The organism is Skermanella sp. (assembly GCF_059503625.1).
In genome coordinates this window covers 1-5,247 of sequence record NZ_JCACHA010001125.1, presented here as the reverse complement: position 1 = coordinate 5,247, position 5,247 = coordinate 1, and the positions used below count along the sequence as shown (strand labels likewise).

The following is a 5,247-nucleotide window of genomic DNA, read 5'->3' as shown; positions in this document are numbered from 1 at the left end:
CGCTTCGCCACGCGGGGCTTCTGGAACATGTAGAGCGACAGGCTCTCCGGCGGGGCGTAGCGAAGCCACTCCTCGACCGACAGCCCGTTGCCCTTCGACTTGGAGATCTTCTGGCCCTTGTCGTCCAGGAAAAGCTCGTAGTTGAAGCCTTCAGGCGGCTGGGTGCCGAGGATGCGGCAGATCTTGCCCGCCAGTTCGACGGAGGGGATCAGGTCCTTGCCCGACATCTCGTAATCGACGCCCAGCGCGTGCCAGCGCATGCCCCAGTCTGGCTTCCACTGGAGCTTGGTGTTGCCGCCGGTGACCGGGACTTCCTTCTTCTGGCCGTCCTCGTCCTCGAACACGATGGTCCCGGCATCGGCGTTGTGCTCCAGGATCGGCACCTGAAGCACCCGGCCGGAGGTCGGCGAGATCGGCAGGAAGGGGCTGTAGGTGGATGCCCGCTCCTCGCGGAGCGACGGCAGCATCACCTTCATGACGGCGTCGTAGTTCCGCAGCACCGTCAGCAGCGCCTCGTCGAAGCGGCCGGAGCCGTACCAGTCGGTCGCCGACTGGAACTCGTACTCGAACCCGAAGCTGTCGAGGAAGCCCCGCAGCATCGCGTTGTTGTGGTGGCCGAAGCTTTCGAACTTGCCGAACGGGTCCGGCACCTTGGTCAGCGGCTTGCCCAGGTGCTCGCGCACCATCTCCTGGTTCGGGATGTTGTCCGGAACCTTGCGCAGACCGTCCATGTCGTCGGAGAAGGCGAACAGCCGGGTCGGCACGTCTGGGGCCATGACCTGGAACGCCCGGCGCACCATGGTCGTGCGCGCGACTTCGCCGAAGGTGCCGATATGCGGCAGGCCCGACGGTCCGTATCCGGTCTCGAACAGGACATAGCCTTTGGCCGGCGCTTTGCCCTTGTAGCGCGCGATCAGCTTGCGCGCTTCTTCGAAGGGCCACGCCTTTGCCTGCAATGCCAATTCCTGTTCGCCGGACATTCGATTCACCGCTTGGGAGGTAGTAAGGAGAGAATTAGATTGAGCCGCGACCCTAGGGAACCGGAGCGCGCCGGTCAATGACAACGACCTGGCACAACGACTAGGGTCGGGAAAGGAAGAACGAAGCACCCATGCATGACGTGATCGCCGCCTTTGGCGCCGCCGCCGGCCTGATCCTGAATTTCGACGCCCGCTTGGCCGATATCGTGCTGCTGTCGCTGCGCGTCACCCTGACCGCCGTCAGCATCGCCGTGCTGGTCGGGCTGCCGGTGGGCGCCATGCTGGGGATCGCCCGCTTCCCCGGACGCGGGCTCTTCATCGTCCTGTTCAACGCCCTGATGGGCCTGCCGCCCGTCGTCGCCGGCCTTCTGGTCTACCTGGCGCTGTCCCGCTCCGGCCCGCTGGGCAGCCTCGGCCTGCTGTTCACGCCGACGGCGATGATCGTGGCCCAGATCGTCCTCGTCCTGCCCATCGTCATTTCCATCACCCGGCAGACAGTCGAGGACATGTGGCACGAGTACGAGGAGCAGCTTCGCTCCCTCGGCTCTTCCCGCTGGCGCGCCATCCCGACGCTGCTCTGGGACGCCCGCTTCAGCCTGCTGACGGGAGTGCTGGCCGGCTTCGGCCGCGCCAGCGCCGAGGTCGGCGCCGTCCTGATCGTCGGCGGCAACATCGCCGGCTACACCAGGACGATGACGACGGCCATCACGCTGGAGACAGGCCGGGGCGACCTGCCGCTGGCGCTGGGCCTGGGAATCCTGCTGCTGGCGCTGACCCTGCTGATCAACGCCGCAGCCTACGCGATCGGGCACGTCGCGCGGCGGTCGGTGGGGTAGAGGAGTTGCCTCACCTCACCCGAACTTGATGCCTTGGGCCAGCGGCAGGGCGTCGGAGTAGTTCACCGTCGCGGTCTGGCGGCGCATGTAGGCTTTCCAGGAGTCCGAACCGGATTCGCGGCCGCCGCCGGTTTCCTTTTCGCCGCCGAAGGCGCCGCCGATTTCGGCGCCGCTGGGGCCGATGTTGACGTTGGCGATGCCGCAGTCGCTGCCGGAGGCGGCGAGGAAGCGTTCGGCTTCGCGGAGGTCGGTCGTGAAGATGCAGGACGACAGGCCCTGGGGAACGTCGTTCTGGAGGGCGATGGCTTCGTCCAGGTTGTCGTAGAGCATGATGTAGAGGACCGGCGCGAAGGTCTCGTGGCGGACCGTGTCGGTCTGGGCCGGCATTTCGACCAGCGCCGGCTGGACATAGTAGGCGTCGGGGTGCTGGTCGGCGAGGACGCGGGCGCCGCCGGTGACGATGCCGCCTTCGGCGGAGGCGGCGGCCAGGGCGCGGGACATGCCCTCATAGGAGTCGCGGTCGATCAGCGGACCGACCAGCTTGGAGCTGTCCATCGGGTTGCCGATCGGGATGCCGGCATAGGCTTCCTTCAGCCTGGGAACCAGCGACTCGTAGACGTCGCGGTGGACGATCAGCCGGCGCAGGCTGGTGCAGCGCTGACCCGCCGTGCCGACCGCCGCGAACAGGATGGCGCGGACGGCCAGCTCCAGGTCGGCGGAGGGGGTCACGATCATCGCGTTGTTGCCGCCAAGCTCGAGGATGGAGCGGGCGAAGCGCTGGGCCAGACGGGGGCCGACTTCGCGGCCCATGCGGGTGCTGCCGGTGGCGCTGACCAGGGCGATGCGCTTATCGTCGACCAGACGTTCGCCGATGGAGCGGTCGCCGATCAGGACGGACGACAGGCCGGAGGGAGCGTCGGCGCCGAAGCGGGCCGCCGCCCGGTCGAACAGCGCTTGGCAGGCCAGCGCCGTCAGCGGGGTCTTCTCCGACGGTTTCCAGACGACCGGATCGCCGCAGACGATGGCGAGTGCTGCGTTCCACGACCAGACCGCGACCGGGAAGTTGAAGGCGGAGATCACGCCGATGGCGCCCAGCGGCAGCCAAGTCTCGGTCATGCGGTGGCCGGGGCGTTCGGACGCGATGCTCAGGCCGTAGAGCTGGCGCGACAGGCCGACGGCGAAGTCGCAGATGTCGATCATCTCCTGAACTTCGCCGTAGCCTTCCTGGATCGACTTGCCGCATTCCAGCGTGACCAGCTTGCCCAGCGCTTCCTTGTGGGAACGCAGCTCCTCGCCCAGCAGGCGGATCAGCTCGCCCCGGCGCGGGGCGGGGACGAGGCGCCATGTCTTGAAGGCTTCGGCGGCGGCGGCGATCTTGTCGTCGGCCGTCTCGGGGGTGTCGTCCGTCAGGCGGGCGATCTCCGCTCCGTCGATCGGGCTGCGCACCACGCGGGTGCCTCCCTGAAGCAGGTCGGCGTCGAGGTGCAGGTCGGCGGCGATGTTCCGCAGGGTCATGTTGGCGGTTCCAGGAGTTCGAATACGGTCGTTCAGCTATGGGACAGCGATGTCCAGGCGGCGCTGTTGCGGCTCGAGTCTACGGCGGCGGAGATGAACTGTACACCCCGCAGGCCATCCGCCACTGTCGGTACCAGAAGTGCGGCCGGTTCGGGATCGCGGCCTTCGATCCGTGCCGCAATCTGTTCGGCGACGTCGGTGTAGATCTGCGCGAAGCCTTCCAGATAGCCTTCGGGATGGCCGGCCGGGATGCGGCTGGCATGGGCCGAGGCCGGGCCGGAGCCGGGGCCGTTGCGGGTGATCAGTTGGGGCGGTTCGCCCAGGCGGGCGAAGCGCAGGTGGTTGGGCTGTTCCTGATGCCACTCGATCCCGGCCTTGTCGCCGTAGACGCGGAGCCGAAGCCCGTTCTCGTGGCCGGGCGCCACCTGACTGGACCACAGCATGCCGCGAGCGCCGCTGCTGAAGCGGAGCAGCATGTTGACGTTGTCGTCCACCCGCCGTCCGGGCACGAAGCTGGTGAGGTCGGCGGCGATCTGGGTGCAGTGGAGGCCGGTGACGAACTCCGTCAGGTTGAAGGCGTGGGTGCCGATATCGCCGATGCAGCCTCCTCCGCCAGTCTGCGCCGGATCGGTGCGCCACGCCGCCTGCTTCTGGCCGGTTTCCTCCAGCGAGGTCGTGAGCCAGTCCTGCGGGTATTCGGCCTGGACGACGCGGATGGTGCCAAGCTCGCCAGAGGCCACCAGTTCGCGGGCGTGCCGGACCATGGGGTAGCCGGTGTAGTTGTGGGTCAGGGCGAACAGCTTGCCGCTGGCCTCGACCGCCGCGACGAGGTCTTCGGCCTGAGCCACCGTGGCCGTCATCGGCTTGTCGCAGATGACGTGGATACCGGCGTCCAGGAAGGCGCGGGCGGCTGGGTGGTGCAGGTGGTTGGGCGTCACGATGGCGACGGCGTCGATGCCGTCCTCGCGAGCCGCCTCCGCCCGCGCCATCTCGGCGAAACCGGAATAGGCCCGGTCGGGAGCGATGAAGAGGTCGGCGGCGCTGTCGCGGGCGCGGTCCGGATTGCTGGAGAGCGCGCCGGCCACCAGTTCCCAGCGGTCGTCCAGGCGCGCGGCGATGCGGTGGACGGCGCCGATGAAGGCGCCCCGGCCGCCGCCGACCATGCCCAGGCGCAGCCTGCGCCGAACGGCGGAGCCGCCGCCGGGTGAGTTGCCCTTGATCGTCATGATGATCCTTCCCGGCCCTTACAGGCCCAGCATCCTGCGGTTCGCGGCGTCGTCGGCTCCTGAGTCTGCGAAGTCGTCGAAGGCGTGTTCGGTGACCTGGATGATGTGGGCGTCGATGAAGGCCGCCCCTTCCGCCGCGCCCTGTTCCGGGTGCTTTATGCAGCATTCCCATTCCATCACGGCCCAGCCGTCGTAGCCGTATTGGGTGAGCTTGGAGATGATGCCGCCGAAATCGACCTGACCGTCGCCGAGCGAGCGGAAGCGGCCGGCGCGGTCGATCCAGGGCTGGTAGCCGCCGTAGACGCCCTGGCGCGGCGAGGGGTTGAACTCCGCGTCCTTGGCGTGGAACATCCGGATGCGCTGGTGGTAGACGTCGATGAAGCCGAGGTAGTCGAGCTGCTGGAGCACAAAGTGGCTGGGATCGTAGAGCATGTTGCAGGCGGGGTGATGATCGACCCGCTCCAGGAACATCTCGAACGTCACGCCATCGTGCAGGTCCTCGCCGGGGTGGATCTCGTAGCAGAGGTCGACGCCGGCCCGGTCGAACTCGTTGAGGATCGGTGTCCAGCGTTTCGCCAGCTCGTCGAACGCCGTCTCGATCAGACCGGGAGGACGCTGCGGCCAGGGGTAGAGGTAGGGCCACGCCAGCGCGCCGGAGAAGGTCGCGTGCGCCGTCAGGCCGAGGTTCTC

The 5,247-nt window shown here is 67.9% G+C and carries 5 protein-coding genes; 1 reads left to right on the top strand and 4 read right to left on the bottom strand.

The genetic code is table 11. The features are described from left to right. Positions 1 to 980, bottom strand: a 980-nt coding sequence (locus AC5JJ6_RS40240; protein ID WP_496047431.1) for a lysine--tRNA ligase, incomplete at its 3' end; no start/stop codon positions are given. A 131-nt stretch (positions 981 to 1,111) separates the two neighbouring features. Here AC5JJ6_RS40240 and AC5JJ6_RS40235 point away from each other — a divergent pair. After that, entirely contained in the window at positions 1,112 to 1,816 is a 705-nt protein-coding gene (locus AC5JJ6_RS40235) for an ABC transporter permease (protein ID WP_496047430.1), read from the top strand. A 15-nt stretch (positions 1,817 to 1,831) separates the two neighbouring features. On the opposite strand, the gene amaB is transcribed toward AC5JJ6_RS40235, so the two are convergent. From amaB to AC5JJ6_RS40220, 3 genes are all read right to left on the bottom strand, one after another. Further along, complete coding sequence (gene amaB / locus AC5JJ6_RS40230; protein ID WP_496047429.1) at positions 1,832 to 3,331, bottom strand: L-piperidine-6-carboxylate dehydrogenase; 1,500 nt, start codon at positions 3,329 to 3,331, stop codon at positions 1,832 to 1,834. A 32-nt stretch (positions 3,332 to 3,363) separates the two neighbouring features. Beyond that, positions 3,364 to 4,557 carry a Gfo/Idh/MocA family protein gene (locus AC5JJ6_RS40225; protein ID WP_496047428.1) on the bottom strand — a complete coding sequence of 398 codons (1,194 nt, stop codon included), beginning with the start codon at positions 4,555 to 4,557 and terminating at the stop codon, positions 3,364 to 3,366. Between the two features lie 18 nt (positions 4,558 to 4,575). Then, positions 4,576 to 5,247, bottom strand: a 672-nt coding sequence (locus tag AC5JJ6_RS40220; RefSeq protein ID WP_496047427.1) for a sugar phosphate isomerase/epimerase family protein, incomplete at its 5' end; no start/stop codon positions are given.

Coding starts and splice junctions, on each gene's coding strand:
- amaB (WP_496047429.1), bottom strand. CDS start 3,331: ATGACCCTGCGGAACATCGCCGCCGACCTGCACCTCGACGCCGACCTG.
- AC5JJ6_RS40235 (WP_496047430.1), top strand. CDS start 1,112: ATGCATGACGTGATCGCCGCCTTTGGCGCCGCCGCCGGCCTGATCCTG.
- AC5JJ6_RS40225 (WP_496047428.1), bottom strand. CDS start 4,557: ATGACGATCAAGGGCAACTCACCCGGCGGCGGCTCCGCCGTTCGGCGC.